Below are 23828 nucleotides of genomic sequence, written 5' to 3' on the forward strand. Positions count from 1 at the left end.
TTATTCATCTTTCGGGATCATCGTCCTCTCGGCTTTGTCCGACGCTCATTGGCCCAGAAGATCCAGAGTGAACGCGTCGTCCGGCTTCTGCTCCCGCGTGGTTGGGAGGGGCAAGTTAGAATCCCGCCTCATCCGTTGTGGCTTGAGCTCTACGAGCGCCGGGCAACCGGGCCTACATCTGCGTATGGGTGGCCTGACTTTTGGGTGTATACATTAGAGCCTAATAGCTTACCCAAAACTTCTAGTTATCCACCAACAGCCTGAGAATCGTGTTGACAGCCGCCGACTCTTCCCCTTCTGGTTGTGTCACATGCCCCATGGGATCAACGACCAGCCGGACTGGCAAATGACTAACGCGGCATTCCGAGTATTACTAGATTTCACCTTAATGCGGAGAGCTTGACTAGGCTCGCACCACGGCCATGTCTGCTCTGCGCCAGTGGGAAATCGTCGCCTTCAGCGCAGGTGCGCAACCGAGGACGATAACAGCCTGCACCTATGGCAAGCGTATGGCCCAAGCGCACCACGAAGGTATCGGGCTGGAGATGCGGGACAAAGTCATGAACGCTCTGCTAGAAAACGGCTTTATCATCCCCGATGAACCTCAATGATGTTTATGTCCTGAGTGCGAGTGTCTGGATCTTTGAGGAAGTAATGCGCGACGCCATGCCAGACGAAGTTCCTCATCGCCAGCATGTCACGCGCACATTGAGCTTGAGCTTGGAAGCCAGCGGGGCAGGCTGGTTGCTGTCAAATCAAGATGCCCAATGTGTAGCACATCCATACAAGGGGAAGGTTATTCCGCTGCGCGGGATTGGTGGCGATCAATGAAAAAAACACGTGCCTGCTATGCGGTCAATATTGCCACTGCAACAGCAGTGCATCAGTATCCATACATTCCCATGCAGGCGCAGGCAACGAAGCATTTCGGCTCTTGCGCGGTGAGTAATTGTCGCGCCTCAAGAGTCGGCAGGTGCGAATAGTCGATTGATCCAGCGGTCATTGAAAGGAGTCTGATGTATGAGCAGCGTTGAAGAGCGGTTGGCACAGTTGGAGCTTCGGGTCGCCCAACTCGAAGGACATCGTCCGGTTCCAGATTCACCCTCGCACGACCCCGATTCGATTGCGCCATCCGGCCGCTTGGTTTCAGTCACCATAACGAACAAGCGATACGATCCTGCCAACAGCGACCTGGGCACCTACGAAGACCACATTTGGTTTGATTGTGCCTATACCCTCGCGGCTGAGTCCGTACCGACCCGGGCAGTGAAAGGAACATTGGAATTTGCTGATTTGTTTGGAGAAGTCAGGTTTAGGCTTAATACGACGCTCAATGAATCGCTCATGCCGACAATCCCACTCAAACAGCCGGGGATAGGGTTCACTTACAACCAGTTTATCGCTGACCATCAATGGATGCTCGTCACCAAATTGGATGACATGATATGCAACTTTCGAGTTTCCGAAGCGCTGTATTCGAACGGAACCAGCAAAACCTTCACCTGAGCCTCGCCTTGAGGTCATTCTTCAGCCGGCTGGCTTCGTGTTGAAGCGAGGCCGGCAGGCTGATCACGCTTGGGTGGCCGTCTGCAAAGATGCAGAGTCTCTTCCGCAGCCCTGCATCTTATGATCAGACTGACATCACCTTCCATAGCTTCGAAAATGGGGCAATTACTCCATGGACGCGAACGGACGGGGAGTGCGAAGCAAATTTCTGCGCCAGTTCCCTATTGGTGATTGGTAGATCTACCAATACTGGCTTTACCCCCACGATCCGGCGATGGGGAAATCAAAGCCAGAGGAAAACACGATGGGTACCAAAGCTGACGACGACAATCGCTCCAACCAACTGAATGACAACAACGACGCTTACTGGCAATCACGCGGTTACGACGAACGTCCAGATGATTGGGAAGATCGGTCGGACGAGGAAAACTGACATGGCCAAAATATCGAACGCACCTCCGGATGCCCGCTCTGACCCAAAGAATCCCAATCGCAGCCGAAGCGCGCCTGGAACCAATGCCTTCTGGGACGGGGCGCAAGGTAACGGGGGCAAGCAACTCAATCCGAACCAGAGCGGCCGCAAGGGCTCCTGACTGAGTTAATCAGAGAGCGAGGCTGTCGAGTTGCGGCCTCGTTTTCAAGAAGAACTCATAGGTTTTCCAAGAGCCTCACGTGCAAAACGATACTCGTGTCGGTAGGCATCCATAATCCCTGTGATGCAGTGTGCCTCGACTCCCATTTTGGTTAGTGAATGCAGTAATTCGGAGAGCGTTTCTCCGATGCGAAGAATCGCCGCTTGCATCCAAGCGTCGCGGTCTTGGCCCTCCGGAAACTCGTTAGACAGTAGTGCCTGCTCCGCAGTCACCGTATGCGCCAGGCTGACGAACGTCTTGAACTTGGGCCGTCCCTTTCTGCGCTGCTCCCAATTTCTTAATGATCTTGTGCGCGACCCAGGCTCCTTTCCGTCTGGATCGTGTCGATCCCACAGGCTACCCAAGAATGTAATTGCTCGCTGGTGACCCTTCCATCCTGCCCGTTTCGCTAATTGCTCAAGCGCCCGAGTCGTTGGGTTGCTCCATTCTCCAGTGGCTGGATCAATGGACGGCAGCACATCGTCGAAAGGAATGATTTCTTGCATATTGTCCCGCTCAATCATCCCCCAGATATCAACGACCAGGTCGGCCACCAACCACGCCAGTATGCGCATCAATACGGCTAGCCTATCCGCAACGAACACATGCAGGATGATCTGGTCATCTTCTGGCATCTCTTCTGCCCAGGAAGATCTGAGCCTGTCTCGCAGAGTGGCGCGTACAGTTGAACAACCGAATCGGTCTACCAGTGGCGAATCTGCGTACGTTCCAAGCTTAACTACACGGTCTTTATCGGAGTGCAGGTCAACGGCGTTGAGGGTGGCTGCGTCCCGAACGAAAGCTATCCAGAAATCTCGCGCTGTTTGGTGGATGAAGAGCGGGCTCGCGAAAAGTGAGCTCCAGGCCTCGCCCGTAACCCAGACATAACCGTTGGCTTTCTGATCGATGAAAGCTTGAAGTATTGTCTGGTGTGGAGCCTCTTTTAGCAGCCGTAATAGCGTTCCACGGCTTGGAACTTGATGGGGCGCTTTCAACATCTTCAAAAATGTCTTGTCCACTGGGAGGTATGGCTTGTGAGTTCGTGCGGCGCGCGCAACCTCCTGTAGGGAGGTATGGAGAAGCTTAAACACGGCTTCGACGGGAACCAACAGCGCATTGTTGTTCACCTTCCTGAATACCCTCTGATCACCATCCAGCGCTTCGATGTAGTCGCATAGGGTTTCGACAGTTACCGCCTTTTCGGGGCTTTCCATAGCGGGCTTACCTTGCGGTGCGTTTGGTAAGGTCTATCCCGATCACCTGGACATCTTCGATGCTCGGGTACGACGCTGCCAAGTGTTCCCAGCGCTGTTGGAGCTTCGCGACGAGTTCGTTGAAGCTCCGAGCCAGAGTGCCGTCGCTCATCCGCCAGCTTTTTCCAGGTTTGATGCCATGGAAGACCAGCAGAAAAATACCGTAGTGAGATCTCGTGTCGCGCATGTAATCACCGCAAAGCTGATTTTCCAAGCGCTCCTCTAGACTGGGGCCTGTCCATTTATCTGCCAGCTTCAACTCAGTAGGTACTTGCCCATCAAAAACTGCTCCGTGGAAGCGCAAGTCTGCACGCTTGGCATCTGCGAACTCTTCTTCCTGAGGAATCGAGTACCGGCTTTTCGCTCGATCTCTACACCAACCACCTATGAACTTGCGGATCTCGGTTTCTTGGCTCCTCGGCTTCAAGATAGAAGAAATACTCGAATCTCCGTCTTCCAGGTCATGTTTCAAATCCTTCAATTGCGATACCGCAAGCTCCCAGAGATCTCGATGAGTTCTGGGCGTGCGTTCCTGACGATCATTGAAGTCTCTTACGTCCTGCGGTGACCACGGAGGCATATCTGCATCAAGGGTGGCTTTCTCTTTCGCATGTGAGGCCAGCCATGGACGAGACTTCGGGTTGGGATGGGAAACAGATATTTCCATGAGGGCCAGAAATGCCTCTTTTCCAGGAATCTCCCTAATCAATGCGAGAAGAGAGTTGCGGGCGTCTTGGGCATCGTCTCTGAGCTCCGGTGAGTACACTCCGGTATTTGCCCGGTCAATGTCGTCTTGCTCATGAATGTAGGTGTTCATAAGCAAGTACAAGGCCTTCAGGTGTTCGACTGTCCGGAATGCTCCGCGTCCTGAACGACGTTGTCGGCGGCTTCCCATTAGTGCAGTGATGAACAGCATTGCGAAGCGAGAACTGTCCCCGTCATTTGTGGAACTTAATTTCTTTGATAGGGCAGGAATAGCTTTCTGAGGGGCTACACCTGCCCACATAGCAAACCACACCGACGCGACTTCGGGATTCTTGGCCGAGGGGGCTTTTCTCGACCCCAGTGCTGCCAGAGTGGAGTCATCGAGCGCTGATCCTTGCAGGATGGTGGCGACTTGGCGAAGTCGGGCGACGTTCTTGGATGAGGATTTTAACCGCTTGATCAGGTGAGGTGAGATCCCGTCCCAGATCCACTGCCCGCTCCAGCTGATGTCGTACAGAACGTAATGACTATTTTCTGCAAGGGGCTTACTGGCCAGCTCGAAATCTATTTCTCCCAATAAGATACCGATTACCGGGTCTGGGTGCGCGCTGTAAATGCTCGGCAGCCAGCCCGGAAATCCATTGAGTTCATGCAATGCATATCGAGTCGCAAGCGCAGCACTCGTAGGGGATAAATCGTTTAGCCAATCAGGATTCGATCTGGCTTCAAATGATAGGCCTACCAAGCCGAGAATCACTGCGTACAGTGTTGAATTGGCCGCAGCACCTTCCGAGCGTAGCTGGGGTGTGTACTGCCTCCAATGCTTTACGGCGCCATCTCGAAATGCTGATGCGACCGGTTCACCAAACTCAGGGCCGAGGTCTTCCCAGTTGCGCTCATTCCAGTTGCCAGAGTGATTAGACACGTCCTGAAGCCTCTGGAGCAGGTAGAGCTGCTGGTTGGTGAGCTGCCCCGGTTCGGGCGGTGAACGCAGCAAGTCGACGTCTTTCTGCAGGCCTTCTGACCATTGTCGCTTGCGACCCTCGCGAACCATTTTATGGCGAGCAGACTTGAGCGCCCACTTTGCCTGCTGGGCTTTCCACTCGGGATCGTCTGGAGGAGGGTTGAGTAAAAAACCTAACATGATTGCCAACTCTGCTTGCTCTGAGCAGGCCTTGGTCATCTGCTCCAACATATGGGCGGGGGATTCGCTACCCCGATATAGGTTGAAGGCAAGACTGAGAGCGACCTTCTTGTTGTCGAGCGACTCTTTGGAGAAGATCCATTCACAGGCCACTCCAAAATCGGCTTCAGAGAAAAACCAAAGGTGACCTGAAACGTCGACTTGGTGTTGCAGCGTCAGCCCCTGTTTCAAGTATCCCTTGGAGCACATGTAATCGCGGCTACGCTCAACACCGTATGGGCAACGGGACGAATGCGGGTTGAAGCGCCGTACTTTTCTGCGCTTGTAGGCGCGACGATGATAGCCATTGGAGTCATGACCCTGATACTCATGATCATCTCGTTGTTCCGTGCTTACGATGCCCATCATTTCTTCGTGCGGACTCGACCAGAGCCATTGCAAGCAAAGGTACATAGCGTGGTGGAGTCTCTGGTTCCTGCACCAGATAACCACGTGACCGCTACCGAGGTTTCCGGTTGAAAACTTATTAATCGCAGTCATCCCTGTGCGACCTGACAGCCTTGTACCATGCTGACGTTTCACGCTAGATGCGGGGTGCCAAAGAGGTGGCGATGATCGAACGCAGTGCCGTATTCATCATTGCCCACCGTCGTCCTACCAGTTAGGTTCTACGCCCTCTGACCACAACTATCATGATCGCATGTCAATAAAAGCAGGCTCTCTCAACGCTCTCATCACATCGTGGACACCAGGCACCCCGATTCCACGTCTAGAAACTATTCCTTTCGCGGATTATGAGGACTTCAGGGAGCAGCTTCCCGAGGGGCTTGAGGTGACGGATGTTGAGCTGATCTGGTGGACGGCTGCTGCAGGCAATAGCGCGGCTGAGCTCCAGCGGGTTATCAGCGGCGTGATCGCGCGCCAGAATGATTGGGGAGACTTTCGCTACCACCCAATTTCCGACAACAACGGAGCTGGTCGTTACCCTCAAGCACTTCTGCTGCTCGTGCTTGACCTCCTTCCGCCTGGTATTGCTTCAGCTGTCGATGAAGATGAAACGTACTCCAACGGAGAACCCTTGGGTGTGGCCGGCAGTATCGTTATACAAGTCGGCATCTGGCACCAGATTACATTCGAGCTACTGAAAATGTGTCCGAGGGAACACTTGCCGGAGCATTTGCTAGAGCACGTATTGGGAGTAGATCTAGGGCTGTGAGGGGGTTAGCCTAATCATCTGGGCGCTGATGATGTTGCCATCCTCGACATCTACCTCGGGGCCGGTCAGCTTGGGCGATTGTTTAACTTTGGGGCTAACCATTGGAAAGCATCACCTGCAGCAGGGAAAACAGTCTCTCGCTTTCAGCCCTGGGCTAGGCGTGAGGGCTTGAGAGATAGACGCCATGATATGGCTGCAGATGATGGCATCTCCAAACATCGTGCACGGCTTACTAGGGCGCTTTTCGAGCCGGGCGGCCTAAACCGCTTCGTCGCGGAACTGCCACAAATGCCGCGCCTTCTACCCCGCGGCAGTAGGCGTTAGCCTGCCTCCTGCAGGCTGAAATCTGGCTTAGCAATTCCGGTAGGCAGGCTTAATGATGTAATGAATTGACCAACCGAAAGCGCCGGCGCCTTAATTAGGTCAAGCGAATGTCCACGGTGCACCATCATGATGACCCGTGCCATATCGATATAATGCTTGTAGGTGGTTTCGATATCTTCGTGCCCCATCTGGTTCTGGATCGCCTGCGCGGTGGCCAGGTACATTACTTCAAGATTTTCAGTCAGAAGCCTTTCGCCAAAGGTGGCGATAATATGTTGCGTGGGCCACCAGTGCCGGGTCTGATAGAACGATAGATGCGGACGGAACGTCGGATCGACCTTCATGGACTTTTTCTTGGCGTCGTTCGTACGAGAAGCGATCATCTTCTCGGTTACAGGCTCTCCTTTTTTGTTGAGGAACAAGATGTCAGGCGGGCAAGAATGTCCATACTTTTTCTTGTAGAGTTTTTTGCGTTCGCCGTAGTAGGGCGTTATATAGTGTTCTTCAAGCGCTTTGAGATCCTCCATGTTGATCACGATCTTTCTGTCCTTATTGCCCTTGCTTTCATAAACCGTGTAGGACGTGGTCTTGTGGCCATTGTCCATTTCGGAGTAGGAAAGGATGTGCTTGTTGGCCCGATTTCCAATGAACGGAAATTTAACCAAATCCATGGGACGCATCGCTGTTCCCAACGCGAGATTGAAGATGCATCGGTATACCGGATCCACGTAGCTTTCCAGCAAAAGTTTGATCTCACCTTCCGTGATCAGAAAATCTGACTGGCGCTGCCTGCTTTTCTTGTCTAGGACTCGAATGTTATTCGCATCAATCTTGACCTTTGCTTTGACTTGGATGTAACTGAGCATTCGCTTGCTTTTAAAGTTCGCTCGCCAAGTACGAAGACCGACCTGAACATTGGTCACAAAACCCTGCTCATTCAGCCAGTGAAAATAACCAAGCAGAATCTTCGCATCTTCGTAGATCGTCTCAGAGTTGGGTTTGATGGATTGCCCCTCAAGGCGATCTACCTGACGTTGAACCTGCCACAGCATGATGTCCCGGTTATCAACCAGATGGTGATAGACACCCAGCTCCTTACCTTTCATTTTGCTCTGCGTAGAAAGGAACCGATAGAACATCGAGACGATGCTGGCGTATCGTCGCGACGTGCTTAGGGACGACTGAGTTTTCTTGTACAGAAAAAGGTTCGGGTGGGTCAGGAGGACGTGCTTCCCGCCTTTGTCGGCGATCAGAATGCAGTGCGAGACTGTTTTTGTGGTCTCAACGCTGTTGTAAGTAATTTCTCTGATCGTTATCGGTAGCATGGCGTTACCCGCGTCATGTTGTGACCATCGCAGTTAAGTGCAATTGCTTCATAGCCCCGCCTTGGACAAGGAGTGCCTAGCTGAGGGGTGATGGGGCTATTCACCCTGATGCACCTTAAAAAAAGTCACTTCGTCGAAGCCCCAATTGATGTTCGGAGCGTCCGCGGTGTCTGCTCCACGTACTTCCTCGGCCGGCAGAAGAAGCCCTTGAAGCATGAAGACACGGTGGGCTTTTTTCTCGCTTTCTGAGGCTGTATGTGGGACGTGGATACTCACTTTGAACCGGCGCGGCAGGGCATCGGTGAAGTTCTTCGTCTCGCTTCGGCTGAATAGGGGAAGCCTCACAATCAGACTGGTCTCTTCGCGTGGGCCGACGTATCGGTCAGCGAACGTCTTGAATCGCGAGATGTAACGATCGGCGAACAGGATGACGTGAACGTTGGCGCTATCCGCGTAGGTGTTGAGCTTGTCGCGGACTTTGCGCAGCTGGGCGTTTTTAGATTCCTCGAACGCATCGATGCTCTTTGATCGCTGGTACTCGCTGCACAGCAGTTCCATATCCAGGTCGAAAACGACTTTGTCTGACTTGGTCGCTTGATGACCAGGTGCAATGGCCTGGGTCGTATCGAGGGTGCCTGCAAGCTTGAGATTGAGGAGTTGATTCTGTTTTAAAAGGTCTGCGTTATGGAGAGACTGCCTCTCCAACGAAGTGCGAATTTTCGTGCTTTCAAGCATCAGAATATCGTTGTTCATCAAAGATGTGATGTGGCTGTCCAATGCCTTTTGCAGTGCCTGCTTGTGCTGGCTTTTAAGTTTTTCAAGCTGTTGCGCATGATTGGCTTGCACCTCATTGACAAAGGTCTGAGACTCAATCCTGACCTTGTTCTCCTTCCCCTCCACGAGGTCGGCGACATTTCGGCGGCCAGTCATGTAAGGCTTAAGATCGCCATAGTAGCGATCAAGTGCTTGGCGGCTTATGCCTGCGCGATCCGCCAGATCCTTGAGTTTGAGCTTGTAAGGGTTGCCGTCTAGATGATGATCCACCAGGATCCGGATCAGAATCGCGCGCGTGTTGACACCGGATCCCTGTCCCTCTTGTTCGGTATTCTGTAATGCGGCATTGATCTGCGCGCCTGACTCAGCAGATGGGTTCCGAAGCTGCGCATACGCGTCGTGAGCTTGCTCCAAAAGCGTTGGACTCTTGGCCTGAGCCCGGGACGCAGCTGGCCCCGAAGAATTGGGCTCCGGCTTTTTTACAGCGCTGCTTCTGGGTTTCTTGAGTGGCGGTGATTCTTTCATCACCCCTGGCTCGCGCAATGGCGGTTTAGACATTCCGCGCCTCGATAAACTGATTCGACGAGTGGCCGCTGGCGGCTAAGTTGTCCAAGTGAACCTGAGTTGCCGCGATGCGACGCTGCAGTTCGGATTCCGCGCCGTTGTTGAGCTTTCCGCGCGTGGCCTCAAGGATCTTGGTGTAGAACTCGATATTGTCTGCCAGCGCACGCTTCCCAGACTCCAGCACGACGAGCTTCTTGCATTCGATCTGACAGTTGGTGGGATCAGGCATAATCATGTCGCTGTCGACAGTCCTGCCATGGAGGCAAGGAGGCAGGTTTTCCGCGGTGAAATGCTCTCCCGTGAGGCAGTACGCACCCATGGCGGTACGGCGGATGAAGATCGGCTCGCCTGCCGTAAGCAGGTGGCTAATGTAAGCAATCAGCGACACCTTCAACTGTTTGCCCGTGAACTCACCAGGACGCTTCAGGATCTGCTCGTAGATGCGCCGCGCCGCGTCGCCCGAATGGGCTCCCATCTGGATACCTGCAACGATCTGGTGAAAATCCCGGGTGTAATTCTGCTCGATCGCGAACGCGACGCTGCGAACCATGAACGGGTTTCTCGCGATATAGCGCAGGGTCATGGCGTAGCTTTTGTGGCCGAACAGTGCACGGATAATGTCAACGTTCCTTTCGTCCCGATTGATCAGGATCTCAGCGATTGTCTTGCGGAAGCGATGACAGTGCAGGCGCTCAATCGGCAACGCTGCCTTAAGCTGAAGGATGATCGCGTTGATAATGCCGGGAGTGGCCTTTTTCACTACCTTAGTAGACTTGTGAGACTGGAAGATCCAACCCTGTTTAACGAACGGGTCGACGGCGCGCAGATCTTCATAGTCCCTGATCAGATCACCGATAAACTTCGGAATCGGCAATCGGTCTTCTTCACCGTGGGTAGGGCTGGCTGCAGTTTTCCAGCGGGTGATCTTCATCCAGTAATCCCCGTTCGCCTCCTGTACCAGATCCGCAAAGTTCATAACCGCGAGCTCGGCTTTGCGCGCGCCCGTAATCAAGGCGAGCAAGATAAATACAGCGTTTCGAATCCCATCCAGCACCGGTGCATACTCCTCAACCCAAGTGTAGGAGTAGTGCTCCCAGCCCTCCTTGACCACCTGGCGAACCCGGGGTGTCATCACCGTCTCATCGCCTACGGTGATCGTCATGAGCCGTTCAAGATCGGTCAGCCTATTCGTTCGGGTCGCGACCTTGTCCGAAAGAAAGGCAAGCTTGGATTCGACGAGGTAGTCCTTGAGCTTTTTCATCTGGGGCACTACGCCTTCAGCCCAAAACATCGAATAGTCGATCAGCTGTTCGAGATCCTCCTCAGAATACGAAACCCAGCCATCCATCGTGCCGGTAAAGCGCGATTTGAGAACCTCTAGGCGTCGCTCTGGGACATCAATCTGCGCCAATGGGACATTTAGCCGCAGTTCTTCGGGAATGAGCCGCTGCTCTGAAAGGTTGACCCACAACCTCAAATGCTTGAACAGAGCGAAGTAGTGATGTTTAGCCTCGTTTTCCTTCGCCGCGTCGAATGCTCGTTCAATCAGTGGGATGGAGATCATCGCGATGTGCGCAGGCGTCACAGTCAACGCATTTTCTAGAAAGATGTACTTCTCCAGAATTGCGTATTCGTTCCCGTATGCCTTGGCGGTGGAGTAGGAGCGGATATAACTGAAAGGCGAGAATTCGGGAATGACGTGATAGAGCAGCGCGCGTTTCAGATCATTGGAGCCTGCGAGCTTGCGATTAAAACGAATGTTGTTAGGAAAACTGTGTTTTCCATGAGCAAGACGCCAAATCGGATCGAGAAAACGGGAAAGTTTGCTAACCGGGAAATTGCCGCCCGTAAGGTTCAGTTTGTTGACCAGGCCTACAGACGGGGCCTCGACAGTGGACGTCAACTCCTCCTGAAGCGCTTCCAGCTCTTCCATCTCAGATTCTGAGTAATCGTACTCCAGTTCCTTAAGCAAAAACTCTTGTTCGCTCAGCGCGTCCGCGTCCGCGCCTGCTCCTGTTTCTGCCTCATTCTCGTCCGCATCAGCGGTGAGCCTTTCTCGATTGATGGCGATGTCACTTTCGAGACCGATCGCTTCGTTCTCTGATCTGTCGTTTTTCTTGTTTTTGTCAGACATTGTAATCTTCGCTCTCAAAAACGATTTCCAGGATGCTCAGATCGCGAGGCAGCAGCGGTGTTCGGCTGCGGCGCCGATACCGCGCCGCAGAAGTGATCTCATCCTCATCGCCCCATATATCCAGAATGAACTGCAGCGCTTCGCGCTCTTTGGCAATGCGCGACCTAAACCCGGTGTCGTCTTCGCCATCCAGCAACTCGTCCAGGTGCGATTCGCGCTCCATCAGATACGGCAGCGAATCCTCAAATACGCGCATTTGGCTGCAAAAAATGCATTCCTTGATCGCAAAACATTTCTTACCGGTACGAGCAATGATCTCGGAGCCCACCCAGTCCGGTTTCTTCTGGTTTGCGCATCCCCACATCGCTTTTTGCTGACCTGGAATGTGAAAGATCTTGAGATTGGCCGAAGCTTCGGCCTGCGCCTGCTTCCCGAGCAGCCCCTTGAACTGGCGCATGCGCAGAAGACTGATGATCTCCTCAAGTTCGGAGCGAAGGCGCTTCATCCGTTCCTGGTGCGCTGCCCCCGAGTTGTCGTAAAAGATGTCCGTGGTATCGCGGTCGCTGTGCCCCATGGTCATGGAGAGCAGGGCTATCGGGTTGTGCTTTTTCTTGTAAAGCAGCCATGTGGGCCTGAGGCGCCGGGTGAGCTCGGCGGCAACGGTGAGGCGTTGCCCTTCTTCAGACACGTTGTACTGGCGCAGGAACTGCTGCACGCCGACTTGGAACGTCTTGGGGTGGGCGATGGAGGTATGGCGCCCGCCTTTGAGCCACTCACCCCATGGCCGCAGGCACATGAACATTGGGTTCATCCTGTCTTCTGAGCAGAGGGCGGGAATCACATCAAACGGGTAGTCAGCCAGCGGTTCCGAGACTTTGCGAGCAAGCCTGATGAGGTTGTATAAGCTGTAAGGGTCGTCTGCTCTGGTCGGCATGTTGATCCGTTTGGGATCATCAAAAGGCTTGCCGATCCCTTGAGAGCGGTTTTTCTCCGAGAACACGACCTTGATCGCCTCCTCGATCGTGCCGGCGAGAACGTGCTCGAAGTTGTCCTGGTCGATCGAAAGAGCGGTCTCTTTGTTCCAGCCGGACTGAAACATCATGAATATAGTGAGTGCAGTCATATCTACGATGGTCGGGAAGTAAAGTGCGAGTACTTCGTCGACCATAAGTAGCCTTCTCTCGCTAACACCGCGATTCGCGGTGGTCAGACGGTGAATAAGAATTTTCACGATGTCATCGCAACCCTCCTCGATGACCGCCACCTTTCTCTGGCTATACCTTTCAAACTGCATCTGCAGGTCATGCTTGAAAGGAAATCCGTGCGTCAGCAAGGTCTTTACCAGGCGGGCGTAATCCACTTGCCAATTAGCGAAACCGCCAGTCTTGAACGGATTGATTTTGGGCTGGCCAGTAGCAAACAAATGCTTGTCGCGCTCGAAAATTGCCTTGATCTTCCTTGGCCCAGCCTTGTCATCGGCTAAAAATCTGATTTCACGATCGGGACAGTTCCTGAATAACTTGTCACAGGTCAGGCGATCAATAGATCGGCTCTTCCCATTCATGGAATTAATCCACTGAAAGATTCGCGCTTTAGTCGGACAGGGTCGTACTTTATCCATAACCTCAGCCGCAGTATACGGTGTCGCGGTTTCAACCTCCTTACGGAACTTCAACTTCGCCCAGATGCCATTGACGTGGGATGTCAGGGCAAGCTCCAGTGAGTCAAAGCCCTCTGGTGTGAGAGGCGGATTGCCATTGCTTTTATTGATGTAGATTATCGGGAGAGTAATTAGCGGGATTCGATCATCCTCTTTCGCAACGACGGTCATCGCAGTCTTTAGTTTTTCCGCATTTGCAACGGGGCGATTATTATCCCGCAGAAAGCTTTCATATCTCTTAAAGACTTCGGAGTTAATATCTGTGTAATTTCGGATGTGAAGAGCTTCAGGATTGTCGCTGTTGTGGTTGCCCATAAATTCAAGGAACTGCTCAATAGCAGTTCTGAGTAGGTAGGCACTTGAGTGATTAACCCTTGGGCAATAAAGCAGATACACCCAGTGCAAAATTACGCATATATTCAATGATGCGTCGTAGTGTGGGCTTTGAAGGTATCGGCAAGAAACACGTAGTCCATTGCTGCTAACGATTTCGGTAGGCGATTTATTCACCGGTACTGCCTTGAGCGCAGCTGTTTCAGGCGCCCCTTCTATGGAAGTCATACCGCACCTCCATTCAAATGATTGTTAAGTTTCTCGCTTGGCTTCGTTGGGTCTCCTGCCTGGGCATGCCAAGCCTTCTTAACTTTGTGCTCCAACTCCTCGAGCGAACCATCATTGATCAGCAAGATATCGCCCGGCACCTGTTCGATCCCCAACTCTGAGGAGTGAGCGTTTACCTTGAGCAGATTCGGTCGGGTGATATGCCAAATTTTTCCGTGATGCGCACGCAGGAATGCAGCCTCGTTCTCAAAACGGATATCTTTGATAATGATGGTGTGCGAGGTGCTCTTAAGTTGCATCTTTGCTTTCAAACGACAGACGGGGCGGCGGGCGCGTTTGGCGAGATAATTCTGTGACTCAAGCGTACTCGTGCCGTCGCCGGTGGTGGGGCTATCAGAAAACAGGGCGAGCGCGCGGCTTTTGAGAAGCTCCATCGCAGCTTTCGGGGTGAGGTTCCAGTACTCATCCCGGATGGTCGCACTGACAGGGTTCCACACCTGATCGTCAGTGAAGTCGAAAAACGCTTGGGCGGCGAGGGCGAACGGAGCGTCCGGGGAGGACAGGTCTGCCGGGTAGGGATTGCTCTTTGCGCTGGCTGGCGGGTTGATCTCCCGGTCGGCTCTCATCAGCCAATGGTCTGGGTTATGATGCCGCATCCATTCAGTACCAACCGTTTGAAAGAACTCTCTAGGCGAATAGCCCCAAAGGTCGATCTTCTTTTCTTTCAGGTCGTCGTGCCATGTCTCCTCGTCCGTCAGTCCGAAGAGCGCCTGGCAGCCAAGCTTGAGGGGATCAGCAAGGGCAAAAGCGGATACCCCGGGGTAGGTCAGAAGCATCGACGCTACGGTGTCTTTTCCTGATCTGGCCAAGGCCGCCAAGCCAATGATTGTTCTCACGGTGAACTCCTGTCTGACGACCTAGCCCTTGTAGAATGGGGCTTTCAGGGCGAGTTTACGTTTTATGAAAAGGATTATAACCCGCTGATGTTTACATTTGCAGAAAACCGAAAACAAGATGCCACGTACGCGTATCAGGGAGGCGGCCGAGGCCTGCCCATCGAGCGCATCGCCGTGCTGGAAGATTTTGTCCAGGGCGCGCTGCGTCCGGATCTGACCCTGGTGTTCGATCTGCCCATCGAGATAGGCCTGGCCCGCGCATCCGCCCGTGGTCAACTGGACCGTTTCGAGCAGGAGGGCCGAGCGTTCTTCGATGCCGTGCGCAGCACCTACCTGTCGCGCGCCGCCGCGGCCCCCGAGCGTTATCGCCTGGTGGACGCGGCGCTGCCGCTGACCGAAGTCCAGTCGTCCCTTGATGGGCTGGTTCCCGAACTGATTGCTCTGCTGGCGGCTCGCCGGCATGGCTGAGGCTTATCCCTGGCAGCACGGCCTGTGGCAGCAACTGGCAGGCCGCAAGCAACATGCTCACGCCTACCTGCTCCACGGCCCGGCCGGCATCGGCAAGCGGGCGCTGGCCGAGCGTTTGATGTACCTGCTGTTGTGCCAGCACCCGACAGGCCTTGAGGCGTGCGGCCAATGCAAATCCTGCTCGCTGCTGGCGGCCGGCAGTCACCCCGATCATTACGTGCTGGAGCCTGAAGAGGCCGACAAGGCGATCAAGGTCGATCAGGTGCGCGACCTGGTCAGCTTCGTGGTGCAGACCGCGCAGATGGGCGGGCGCAAGGTGGTGCTGATCGAGCCGGTCGAGGCGATGAACATCAACGCCGCCAACGCTCTGCTGAAAAGTCTGGAAGAGCCTTCGGGCAACACCATTCTGTTGCTGGTCAGCCATCAGCCGAGTCGGCTGCTGCCCACGGTCAAGAGCCGTTGCGTGCAACAGGCGTGTCCGCTGCCCAGCGACGCCATGAGCATCGCCTGGCTGGCCGATGCACTGCCAGATTGCGACGAGCAGGAGCGTGTCGATCTGCTGACCCTCGCAGCAGGTTCGCCGTTGGTCGCGGTCAAGCTGCACGGCCAGGGCGTTCATGAGCAACGGGCGCTGGTGGTGGAAGGCGTTAAAAAGCTGCTCAAGGGCCAGCAGTCGCCGACCCAGCTGGCCGAAGGCTGGAAAGACATACCGCTGTTGTTGCTGTTTGACTGGTTCTGCGACTGGTCGAGCCTGATCCTGCGCTATCAACTGACCCAGGACGAAGAGGGCCTGGGCCTGACCGACATGCGCAAGGTTGTGCAGTATCTGGCGCAGAAATCGTCCCAGCGCAATGTGCTGGCGATTCAGGACTGGGTGCTGCTGCAGCGCCAGAAGGTCATGTCAAAAGCGAACCTGAACCGGGTTCTGTTGCTCGAAGCGTTATTGGTGCAGTGGGCAGGCCTGACCGGACAAGGTTAGACTGGCCCTCTGCATGGCATCATGCATTGCCTGAGGAAACGAGATGAGCGTGCCACCGAGTCCAGGTCCGCGTAACGGCATTCTGTCCCTGACCATCAAGGACAAGTCCGTCCTGTACGCCGCATACATGCCATTCATCAAGAACGGCGGCCTGTTCATTCCCACCAGCAAAAGCTACAAGCTGGGCGATGAAGTGTTCATGTTGCTCAACCTGATGGACGAGCCTGAAAAGATTCCGGTCGCGGGCAAGGTCACCTGGATCACGCCGAAGGGCGCTCAGGGCAACCGCGCCGCAGGCGTTGGGGTGCAGTTCAACGACGGCGACAACACCGCGCGCAACATGATTGAAAACTACCTGGCCGGAGCCCTGAAATCCGACCGTCCCACCCATACGATGTAAGTTGCCCCTGCCGCCATGCTTGTAGATTCCCATTGCCACCTCGACCGCCTTGACCTCAGTGCCCATGACGGCTCCCTCGACAACGCGCTGCAAGCGGCGAGAGAGCGGGGCGTCGGGCACTTTCTGTGCATCGGCGTCAGCGCCGAGAATGCCGGTGCCGTGAAAGCGCTGGCTGACCGCTACGACGACGTTGATTGCTCGGTCGGCATCCATCCACTGGACCTCAAGCCCGGCGAAGCGCCTGCGCTGGAGTGGCTGCTCGGCGAGCTGAATCATCCGCGCGTCGTGGCCATCGGCGAAACCGGTCTGGATTATCACTACGAACCCGAGGCTGCCGAGTTGCAACAGGCCTCGTTCCGGCTTCATTTGCAGGCCGCCAACGTGACCGGCAAGCCGGTGATCGTCCACACCCGCGGCGCGCGGGCCGACACGCTGGCGCTGCTGCGTGAGGCCGCGTTGCCTCAAGCCGGCGTGTTGCATTGCTTCACCGAAGACTGGGACATGGCCAAAGCCGCGCTGGATCTGGGGTTCTATATCTCGCTGTCCGGTATCGTCACCTTCCGCAACGCCGACGCGCTCCGGGACGTCGCCAGCAAGGTGCCCGCCGACCGGCTGCTGGTCGAGACCGACTCGCCGTACCTGGCGCCGATCCCGTATCGGGGCAAGCCCAACCTGCCGCAATACGTGCGTGAAGTGGCCGAGTTCCTGGCGATGCTACGTGGCGAGACGTACGAGCGTTTTGCCGAACAGACCAGCGAAAACTTCAAGCGGCTGTTCCCGCTGGCGCGCGTTAAAAGCTGATCCCCCGTGTACAGCGCCGCTTGCCAGGCCCCGAGCGCTGCGCAAATCGCGGGCAAAAAAAACCCGGGTTCTGGGGGGTGAATCCGGGTTAAGACCATTAGGAGTAAAACAAAGACACGCTATCCATTGGTGTCCTTGCCAACGCTGGCACTTGGGGGAGATGCTGCGTTGGCGAATATAAGTATTGGCTATAATCCGCAGGCGTCCAGCCGACCGCTGTACGATTTTTAAACAGTTTTGGAATACCTGACGCGCTGCTGATACCGCAATCCCACTGATGTCCCGAATTTCTGACCACTCAGGCCATCCCGCCAAAAAAGAGACTGGTGGGGCACTTTGCGTTTCGTTTTAGCGTACTGGCGGCTAAATCCGTCAGAAAACGGATACAGGTCGGATGATCCGTGCATTCTGCTGCGGGATAGGCATAATGTGCCGCTTCCGATTCCCGAATCCACAGTCCCCTCCTATGCAGAAAGAACCTCGTAAAGTCCGTGAGTTTCGCCGCCGTGAGCAGGAGATCCTCGACACCGCGCTCAAGCTTTTCCTCGAACAGGGCGAAGACAGCGTCACCGTCGAGATGATCGCGGACGCCGTGGGTATCGGCAAAGGCACCATCTACAAGCATTTCAAATCCAAGGCCGAGATTTATCTGCGCCTGATGCTCGACTACGAGCGGGATTTGAACGAGCTGCTGCATTCGGCGGATGTCGACAAGGACAAAGAAGCGCTGTCCCGCGCCTACTTTGAATTCCGTATGCGCGACCCCCAGCGCTATCGCCTGTTCGACCGCCTGGAAGAGAAAGTCGTAAAAGGCAATCAGGTGCCGGAGCTGGTCGAGGAGCTGCACAAGATCCGCGCTTCTAACTTCGAACACCTGACCTTGCTGATCAAGGGACGGATTTCCGAAGGCAAGCTCGAAGACGTCCCTCCGTACTTCCATTACTGCGCCGCCTGGGCGCTGGTGCACGGCGCAGTGGCGCTGTACCACTCGCCGTTCTGGAGCAATGTCCTTGAAGATCAGGAAGGTTTCTTCCAGTTCCTGATGGACATCGGTGTGCGCATGGGCAACAAACGCAAGCGGGATATTGATCATGGGCACGAGACCAAACCTGGCGCTCAACCCGACCCCGCTGCTGAGTAAAGCGAAGCCACGTAAACCCGATTCCGCGAGCTAAGCCTTCTCCAGGTCCGACATGGCGCAAAAGCTGCATTAACCGGCCATTCGCCGGTTTTCCGTCGCCGGACTTTGGAGATAAACATGCGTAGCCTGGTTTTACTGCTGGCTCTACTGGCGTTGAGTGGCTGCATGCACGTCAGCGATCTGGCACAAGGCGCTCACGATGAGCTCAGTGACGCCGGGCTGCTGGATCACAGTTCGACCCGCCGGTTGAACAACTTTCGCGTGCAACCTGACTCGTTCATCTATATCGCCCAAGGCGCCTTTGCTCCCCCGGGCAGCGCCTACCCGCGTCCCAATGTCGTGGCTGAAGAAGCCTTCAACGGTTTTATCGAATACTTCCCGATGGTCCGCCGCGCCCGCGCCCCGGAAGGTCTGGATGACGCGATGACCGAGGCTCGGGCTGCCGGCGCGCATTATCTGCTGTACACCCGTTTTGCCAAGGCTGATGACCGCATCGGCACGTTTGACGAGTGGTCGGATCAGGAAGCAGTGGACCGTCTTGGCATCGACAACGGCGTCATACAGCTGATGCTGATCGAAACCAACACCCGCTACCTTATCGATTCGGCCCGCATTCACCTCCGTGGTGGCCTGCTGACTTTGTACGACACCAAGCCCGAGGATTTGCTAGGACCCCCGATGGAAGCTTACGCTCGGGGTTTGCTGGGCGTCGAAGCCCGCTGAGGAGTGGCGTATGAGTGGGCAGGACAAAGCCAACGATCTGTTGGCACAGATTGCCAAGAGCGGCAAGGGTTTGCCGCCTGTGCACTTGTGGAACCCGGATTTCTGCGGTGACATCGACATGCGCATCGCCCGTGATGGCACCTGGTTCTATCTGGGCACGCCCATTGGTCGCAAGCCGATGGTTCGGCTGTTTTCCACCATCATTCGCCGTGACGGCGACGATTATTTCCTGATTACCCCAGTCGAGAAGGTTGGCATCAAGGTCGACGACGCGCCTTTTGTGGCGGTGCTGCTGGACGTTGAAGGCAGTGGGGAGTCGCAGTTGTTGCGGTTCACCACCAATGTCGAAGACGTGGCAGAGGCGGGGGCTGAACATCCGCTGCGTATCGACCTCGATCCGCAGACCCAGGAGCCAGCTCCCTATATCCGTGTGCGCAACAACCTCGAAGCGCTGATCCACCGTAATGTCTTCTATCAGCTGGTTGACCTGGCTGTGGTGCGGAAAATCGACGGCCAGCGCTGGCTGGGGGTGTGGAGCGGTGGCGAATTTTTCCCCATCGGTCTCGAGCCCTGATCGGTCCCTGTCGAACTGGCTATCCGCTTGCCCCCAATTGCCTGACTACCACAGGGCAGTTAAAGTGCCGCCCCCCGATTTTTCCTGAGGTTTTTCCATGAGTCAGTCCTTTGATATCGCCGTGATCGGCGCCACCGGTACTGTCGGCGAAACCATCGTCCAGATTCTCGAAGAGCGCGACTTCCCGGTTGGCGATTTGCACCTGCTCGCCAGCGCCGAATCGGCCGGCAGTTCAGTGCCGTACCGTGGCAAGAACGTCCGCGTGCGTGAAGTTGACGCCTTTGATTTCAGCAAGGCGAAGATCGCGTTCTTTGCAGCAGGCGCCACGGTCACCCGCAGCTATGCCGAGCGCGCCACCGCCGCCGGGTGTGTGGTGATCGACCTGTCCGCCGGATTGTCCGTGGAGCAGGCACCCAATGTAGTGCCCGAGGTCAATGGCCCCCGCCTGGCTGATCTGACCAAGCCGCAGCAGGTGGCATGCCCGAGTTCCAGCGCAGCCGCCCTCGCGCTGGTGCTGACGCCGTTGCGCGCACTGCTGAACCTCGAGCGGATCACCGTGACGGCGTGCCTGGCGGTGTCGAGCATGGGCCGAGAAGGGGTCACTGAACTGGCTCGGCAGACCGCCGAGCTGCTCAATGTTCGCCCGCTGGAGCCGAAGGTGTTTGACCGGCAGATGGCGTTCAACGTGCTGGCCCAAGTGGGCAAGCCTGACGCCGAGGGTCATGTGCCATTGGAAAAACGTTTGGTCAGCGAGTTGCGCGAGTTGCTCTCGCTGCCTTTAATCAAGGTCGGTGTGAGTTGCATCCAGGTGCCGGTGTTCTTCGGCGACAGCCTGAGCGTGTCGGTGCAGACCCGCGAACCGGTCGACATCAAGGCGGTCCACGCCGCGCTCGAAACGGCCGAGGGCATCGAGTTGGTTGAGGCCGGCGATTACCCGACGCCGGTGGGCGACGCCGTAGGACAGGATGCTGTTTATGTAGGACGTTTACGCGGGGGCGTCGACGACGGTTGTGAGCTGAATTTCTGGGTCACGCTGGACAATGTGCGCAAGGGCGCAGCGTTGAACGCTGTGCAGGTGGCTGAGTTGTTGATAAAAGATGTTGCGTAAAAGATACTTGCCCACAATTCGAAGAATCATTCTAGCTGCGGCGTGTCGATACGCCTTACACCCGAGCAGGCATTATCTTCGCGATTGCCGGGGAATTTTCAAACAAGGGATGGGCTATGGTTCAGGTTCGTAAACTCGTTTTAGCAATCGCTGCGGCTTCGGCGCTGTCATCGGGAATGGCACAAGCGCTCGGCCTCGGCGGTCTGACCGTGAAGTCGACCCTGAATCAGCCGTTGTTGGCCGAAATCGAGCTGACAGAAGTGCAGGACCTCAATGCCTCCCAGGTGGTGCCGAGTCTGGCGACCTCTGCGGAATTCGCTCAGGCCGGCGTTGGCCGGGTGGCGATTCTGGATGACCTGACTTTTACCCCGGTCGTCAATCCCGGCGGCAAGAGTGTGTTGCGCATTACCTCCACCAAGCCTATCCGCGATCCCTACGTAAAATTCCTCGTTCAAGTGCTCTGGCCCAACGGCCGGGCGCTGCGCGAGTACAGCCTGTTGCTGGACCCGCCAAAATTCTCGCCACAGGCCGCTGCGGCCGCCGCGCAATTGCCGTCGACAGCACCGAGCGTCGCACCTGCCCCGGCACCTGCCGCCGAGACGCCAGCCGCGGCACCTTCGACGCCAACTCCAGCGCCTGCCCCGGAACCCACGTTCACCCAATACACCACCGCCAATAACGACACGCTGTGGGAAATTGCCGCGCGCGTGAAAAATGGCGGCACTGTGCAACAGACCATGCTGGCGATTCAGGCGTTGAACCCTGATGCGTTTATTGCCGGCAACATCAACCGCCTGAAAAAAGGCCAGGTGTTGCGTCTGCCGTCGCCGCAGGAGTCAACGGCGCTGGCTCAGCCTCGCGCGGTGGCCGAAGTGGCCGAGCAGAATCGTGCCTGGCGCGAAGGCCGACGCCTGCCGAGCGGCGCGCGTCAGGTCGATGCCACCCGTCGCGACCGTGCGGGCGCAGCGCCGTCACAGATCGACGCCAAGGACAACCTCAGCCTCGTCTCTGCCAGTAAAGCTGGAGCGAAGGGCAAAGCCGGCGACAACGCCGACATCAGCAACCAGCTGGCGACTACTCAGGAAAGCCTGGACACCACGCGTCGGGACAATGCCGAGCTGAAGAGCCGCATGACTGATCTGCAAAGCCAGGTCGACAAACTGCAGCGCCTGATTCAGCTGAAGAATGACCAACTGGCGAAAATGCAGGCGTCCGGCGCAGCGGTTCCGCCGCCCATTGATGCCGCCAATCCTGCCAATCCCGCTGTCAGCCCCAACAGCGTGACCAACCCCAACAACGCCGCCAACCCGGCGATGCAGGCTCAGGTGGTGCCGAATGCAGCGGCGCCTGATGTTGCCGGGAAGGCGCCTGACGAAATCGCGCCCGAAGACGCATTGCCGGTTGACGGTGCGGCGGTGACCAGTGCAACGCCTGATCAAGCGCTGATCGTACCGACCGAGCCGGTGGCCGATGAAGATAACCGCAGCGCCCTCGACAAGATTCTGGCCAGTCCGATGCTCATGGGCCTGATCGGTGGCGGCGCGCTGTTGGTCTTGCTGCTGCTTCTGTTGCTGATGGCTCGCCGACGCAATGCGCTGATCGAAGCCGAACGGCATCGCCAGATGGCGCGTGCGTTGGCCGAAGAGTCGGACTTCGCGTCCGACATGGATATGCCTGCCAGCAGCTTTGAAGGCCTGGAGGCGCCGGTGCCCAACGCAAAGACGCCGCCGGCGCCGACCGTCGCCGAGCCGGTCCGCGAGCACCCGGCTGACGCGCTCGTTCAGGCCGAAATCCACATTGCTTACGGCCGGAGCAATCAGGCTGCTGCCGTTCTTGAAGAGGCCATCAAGCATGAGCCGCAGCGCAGCGATCTGCGCCTCAAGCTCATGGAGGTCTATGCCGAGCAGGACAACAAATCCGGGTTTGTCGCGCAGGAGCGGCAACTGGTGGCCACGGGAAAGAACCACGCTGAAGTCGAAGAGCTGAAATCCCGCTATCCTTCCATGGCAGCAGCAGCTGCGGCGGTAGCAGGGGTGGCGGCCACAGCGGCTTTGGCGGCGGAAATGGACGCAAAATACGTCGAGGACCTGCTTCACGACGAAGCTGAGGTCTCGGCGCAGCCAGCTTCGGTGGCAGAAACAGTGACCGAAGTGCCGTTGGACGAAGAGTTCGACAACGCCTTTGACCTGAGCCTTGATGATCTGGACAGCGAATCGCCTGCTGCTGCGCCGACCCGCGCTGCGGCGCAGGACACCGCCGCCCTCGACGATCTGGACCTGGATGCGCCGTTTGCCGGATCGGCGTCTGATGACCTGGACTTCGACGCGATTCTGCGCGAACAACAGGCGACATCCGGCCCTGCTGAGCCCGCCGACCTGGACGATTTCGACCTCAACCTGGCGGAAGATCAGCCGGCGTTGAAGGCCGAAGACGATTATTTGCTGGGGATGGAGGACGATCTGCGTGATCTGCCCCCGTTCGAACAGCCTGCATCGTTGGGCGCCGACAAGCCGGGGCCGGAAGACGACATTGAGTTGCCTGCCGATTTCGACCTCTCCCTGGCGGACGAAATGGAGACCGAGCAAGCGTCCGAGGCATTTGCGTCCGAAATCGACGACGTGAATGCCGAGCTGGACCGTCTCTCCCAGAGCCTGGAACAGCCACCGATTGCCAAGCCGTTCGACACGGCGCTGGACAAGCCGGTGGACGCGTCGCCTCGTTTCACGGAAGACGATGCGCTGCTGGCGGATGACGAGCCGGAATTCGATTTCCTGTCCGGTACCGATGAAGCGGCCACCAAGCTGGACCTGGCCCGGGCGTACATCGAGATGGGTGACGCCGACGGCGCTCGCGACATTCTTGATGAGGTGGTGGCCGAAGGTGACGATGGCCAGAAGACGGAGGCGCGGGACATGCTGTCGCGCCTCGTCTGACGGTATA

18 protein-coding genes and 2 pseudogenes are annotated in these 23828 nt (G+C 56.3%); 12 read left to right on the plus strand and 8 right to left on the minus strand.

Features of this window, described 5'->3' with window-relative positions; genetic code table 11:
* Nucleotides 1-491 precede the first annotated feature (491 nt).
* Nucleotides 492-696, minus strand: a pseudogene (locus tag BBI10_RS27850) (hypothetical protein); the annotation flags it as partial.
* A gap of 324 nt (nt 697-1020) precedes the next feature.
* Here BBI10_RS27850 and BBI10_RS02235 point away from each other — a divergent pair.
* Both BBI10_RS02235 and BBI10_RS28190 read left to right on the plus strand, forming a co-directional pair.
* Complete coding sequence (locus BBI10_RS02235; RefSeq protein WP_065986385.1) at nt 1021-1506, plus strand: hypothetical protein; 486 nt, start codon at nt 1021-1023, stop codon at nt 1504-1506.
* 304 nt (nt 1507-1810) lie between these two features.
* Nucleotides 1811-1939: a hypothetical protein gene (locus tag BBI10_RS28190; RefSeq protein ID WP_279615247.1), complete on the plus strand. Its 129-nt coding sequence runs from the start codon at nt 1811-1813 to the stop codon at nt 1937-1939.
* Between the two features lie 204 nt (nt 1940-2143).
* Here the strand turns inward: BBI10_RS28190 and BBI10_RS02240 are convergent, their stop codons facing one another.
* The gene (locus tag BBI10_RS02240; protein WP_065986386.1) at nt 2144-3352 is read right to left on the minus strand and encodes a hypothetical protein; all 1209 of its coding nucleotides are present in this window, start codon (nt 3350-3352) and stop codon (nt 2144-2146) included.
* A 7-nt stretch (nt 3353-3359) separates the two neighbouring features.
* Entirely contained in the window at nt 3360-5645 is a 2286-nt protein-coding gene (locus tag BBI10_RS02245; RefSeq protein ID WP_244160294.1) for a hypothetical protein, read from the minus strand.
* A 295-nt stretch (nt 5646-5940) separates the two neighbouring features.
* Between BBI10_RS02245 and BBI10_RS02250 the strand changes: the two genes are divergently transcribed.
* Nucleotides 5941-6456, plus strand: coding sequence for a hypothetical protein (locus BBI10_RS02250; RefSeq protein ID WP_065986387.1), 516 nt, complete (start codon nt 5941-5943; stop codon nt 6454-6456).
* Nucleotides 6457-6776: 320 nt separating this feature from the next.
* Here the strand turns inward: BBI10_RS02250 and BBI10_RS02255 are convergent, their stop codons facing one another.
* The 5 genes from BBI10_RS02255 to BBI10_RS02275 all read right to left on the minus strand — a co-directional run bounded on the left by BBI10_RS02255 (nt 6777) and on the right by BBI10_RS02275 (nt 14694).
* A complete protein-coding gene (locus BBI10_RS02255) occupies nt 6777-7886 on the minus strand; it encodes a tyrosine-type recombinase/integrase (RefSeq protein ID WP_208600729.1) in 1110 nt (369 codons plus the stop codon).
* Nucleotides 7887-8201: 315 nt separating this feature from the next.
* On the minus strand, nt 8202-9437 hold the full coding sequence (locus BBI10_RS02260) for a hypothetical protein (protein ID WP_141695093.1): 1236 nt from the start codon (nt 9435-9437) through the stop codon (nt 8202-8204).
* A complete protein-coding gene (locus tag BBI10_RS02265) occupies nt 9430-11577 on the minus strand; it encodes a tyrosine-type recombinase/integrase (RefSeq protein WP_065986390.1) in 2148 nt (715 codons plus the stop codon). Before BBI10_RS02265 ends, BBI10_RS02260 begins: the two co-directional genes overlap by 8 nt.
* A complete protein-coding gene (locus tag BBI10_RS02270) occupies nt 11570-13798 on the minus strand; it encodes a hypothetical protein (RefSeq protein WP_141695094.1) in 2229 nt (742 codons plus the stop codon). Before BBI10_RS02270 ends, BBI10_RS02265 begins: the two co-directional genes overlap by 8 nt.
* On the minus strand, nt 13795-14694 hold the full coding sequence (locus tag BBI10_RS02275) for a deoxynucleotide monophosphate kinase (protein ID WP_244160295.1): 900 nt from the start codon (nt 14692-14694) through the stop codon (nt 13795-13797). The genes BBI10_RS02270 and BBI10_RS02275 overlap by 4 nt, the downstream gene beginning before the upstream one ends.
* Nucleotides 14695-14799: 105 nt before the next feature.
* Here BBI10_RS02275 and BBI10_RS02280 point away from each other — a divergent pair.
* The 9 genes and pseudogenes from BBI10_RS02280 to BBI10_RS02320 form a co-directional block, all read left to right on the plus strand.
* Nucleotides 14800-15162 (plus strand): annotated as a pseudogene (locus BBI10_RS02280) (dTMP kinase); the annotation flags it as partial.
* Nucleotides 15155-16141, plus strand: a complete 987-nt coding sequence (locus BBI10_RS02285) for a DNA polymerase III subunit delta' (protein ID WP_065986392.1) — start codon at nt 15155-15157, stop codon at nt 16139-16141. The pseudogene BBI10_RS02280 and the gene BBI10_RS02285, both read left to right, overlap by 8 nt.
* Nucleotides 16142-16184: 43 nt before the next feature.
* Nucleotides 16185-16541, plus strand: a complete 357-nt coding sequence (locus BBI10_RS02290) for a PilZ domain-containing protein (protein WP_065986393.1) — start codon at nt 16185-16187, stop codon at nt 16539-16541.
* A 15-nt stretch (nt 16542-16556) separates the two neighbouring features.
* Nucleotides 16557-17342: a TatD family hydrolase gene (locus tag BBI10_RS02295; RefSeq protein ID WP_065986394.1), complete on the plus strand. Its 786-nt coding sequence runs from the start codon at nt 16557-16559 to the stop codon at nt 17340-17342.
* Between the two features lie 466 nt (nt 17343-17808).
* The gene (locus BBI10_RS02300; protein WP_065986395.1) at nt 17809-18483 is read left to right on the plus strand and encodes a TetR/AcrR family transcriptional regulator; all 675 of its coding nucleotides are present in this window, start codon (nt 17809-17811) and stop codon (nt 18481-18483) included.
* A gap of 117 nt (nt 18484-18600) precedes the next feature.
* Entirely contained in the window at nt 18601-19206 is a 606-nt protein-coding gene (locus tag BBI10_RS02305) for a DUF4823 domain-containing protein (protein ID WP_065986396.1), read from the plus strand.
* Between the two features lie 10 nt (nt 19207-19216).
* Nucleotides 19217-19780 (plus strand): DUF1285 domain-containing protein, encoded by a 564-nt coding sequence (locus tag BBI10_RS02310; RefSeq protein WP_065986397.1) that lies wholly within the window; start codon nt 19217-19219, stop codon nt 19778-19780.
* 97 nt (nt 19781-19877) lie between these two features.
* Entirely contained in the window at nt 19878-20888 is a 1011-nt protein-coding gene (locus BBI10_RS02315) for an aspartate-semialdehyde dehydrogenase (RefSeq protein WP_065986398.1), read from the plus strand.
* A 116-nt stretch (nt 20889-21004) separates the two neighbouring features.
* Entirely contained in the window at nt 21005-23821 is a 2817-nt protein-coding gene (locus BBI10_RS02320) for a FimV/HubP family polar landmark protein (RefSeq protein WP_065986399.1), read from the plus strand.
* Nucleotides 23822-23828 lie beyond the last annotated feature (7 nt).

Source organism: Pseudomonas graminis, from assembly GCF_001705435.1.
Lineage (GTDB): Bacteria > Pseudomonadota > Gammaproteobacteria > Pseudomonadales > Pseudomonadaceae > Aquipseudomonas > Aquipseudomonas graminis_B.